The sequence below is a fragment of the Sphingomonas sp. 66-10 genome, from assembly GCF_001897045.1.
In the GTDB taxonomy this organism is placed as follows: Bacteria; Pseudomonadota; Alphaproteobacteria; order Sphingomonadales; family Sphingomonadaceae; genus Sphingomonas; species Sphingomonas lycopersici.
Window position 1 is genome coordinate 1 of sequence record NZ_MKRR01000067.1, and the last position, 1882, is coordinate 1882.

Sequence of the window (1882 nt, forward strand, 5' to 3'; positions counted from 1 at the left end):
CGCGAAGCTCGGTCTTCGCAAGTGACACGAAGGGCGCCCTCGCGGCGCCCTTCTCATATCCGCCCCTTCGCAATCCGGCGAACGGGCACGGGCGATCCCTCGCCCGACACCGCGCAGGCCGGACAGCCTGCAAAAGAGGCCCCGGACGCATAGGGCGGCCGGTCCAAAGGAAATGAAATGTTCAATACCCAGAAGGTAAGCATCGAGTGGGGCGGAAAGACCCTGACGCTCGAAACGGGCCGCGTTGCCCGTCAGGCCGACGGCGCGGTGCTCGCGACGCTCGGCGAGACGGTCGTGCTGTGCGCCGTCACTGCCGCCAAGAACGTGAAGGAAGGGCAGGATTTCTTCCCGCTCACCGTTCACTATCAGGAAAAGTTCTCGTCCGCCGGGCGCATCCCGGGCGGCTTCTTCAAGCGCGAGCGTGGCGCGACCGAGCGTGAGACGTTGGTCAGCCGCCTGATCGACCGCCCGGTCCGTCCGCTGTTCCCCGAAGGCTTCTACAACGAGATCAACTGCATCGCGCAGGTGTTGTCGTATGACGGCGAGAATGAGCCGGATATTCTGGCGATGGTCGCGGCCTCGGCCGCGCTGACCATTTCGGGCGTGCCGTTCATGGGCCCGATCGGCGCCGCGCGCGTCGGCTACAAGGACGGCGAATATCAGCTCAACCCGACCGACGCCGAAGTTGCCGAGGGCGAGCTCGATCTCGTCGTCGCCGCGACCCACGACGCGGTGATGATGGTCGAATCCGAGGCCAAGGAGCTTTCGGAAGAAGTGATGCTCGGCGCGGTGCTGTTCGCGCACAAGGCATGCCAGCAGGTCGTCGACGCGATCATCGACCTCGCCGAAAAGGCCGCCAAGGATCCGTGGGAACTCCCCGCGGGGGACAACCAGACCAAGCTCAAGGCCGAGCTCAAGAAACTCGTCGGCAAGGACATCACCGCCGCCTACAAGCTGACCGACAAGCAGGCGCGCCAGACCGCGCTGGGCGAGGCGCGCAGCAAGGCGAAGGCCGCGATGGCCGACAAGACGCCGCAGGAGCAGCTCGTCGCCGCCAAGCTGGTCAAGAAGCTCGAGGCGGATATCGTCCGCACCGCGATCCTCAAGGACGGACGCCGCATCGACGGCCGCAACACCAAGCAGATCCGCCCGATTGCGTCGGAAGTCCACTTCCTGCCGCGCGCGCACGGCTCGGCGCTGTTCACCCGCGGCGAGACCCAGACGATCGCCACCACCACGCTCGGCACGCGCGATGCGGAGCAGATGATCGACGGTCTCGGCGGCCTCTCCTACCAGCATTTCATGCTGCACTATAACTTCCCGCCCTATTCGGTCGGCGAAGTGGGCCGCTTCGGCGCGCCGGGTCGTCGCGAAGTCGGCCACGGCAAGCTGGCGTGGCGCGCGCTGCATCCGGTGCTGCCGTCCAAGGAGGAATTCCCCTACACGATCCGCGTCACCAGCGACATCACCGAGTCGAACGGCTCGTCGTCGATGGCGACGGTGTGCGGCGGCTCGCTGAGCCTGATGGACGCCGGCGTGCCGATCAAGCGCCCGGTCTCCGGCATCGCGATGGGGCTGATCCTCGAAGGCAAGGATTTCGCGATCCTCTCCGACATCCTGGGTGACGAAGATCACTTGGGCGACATGGACTTCAAGGTCGCCGGCACGTCCGAAGGCATCACCACGATGCAGATGGACATCAAGATCGCCGGCATCACCAAGGAGATCTTCGAGGCGGCGCTGGCGCAGGCCAAGGAAGGCCGCGCGCACATCCTGGGCGAAATGAACAAGGCGCTGGGCGAGACCCGCACCGAGCTTTCCGCCCATGCCCCGCGCATCGAGACGATGACGATCGACAAGTCGAAGATCCGCGACGTGATCG

The 1882-nt window shown here is 65.7% G+C and carries 1 protein-coding gene; it reads left to right on the forward strand.

The genetic code is table 11. The features are described from left to right. Nucleotides 1–177: 177 nt before the first annotated feature. The coding region (gene pnp / locus BGN95_RS06515) for a polyribonucleotide nucleotidyltransferase (RefSeq protein ID WP_286772009.1) at nucleotides 178–1882 on the forward strand (1705 nt) is incomplete at its 3' end.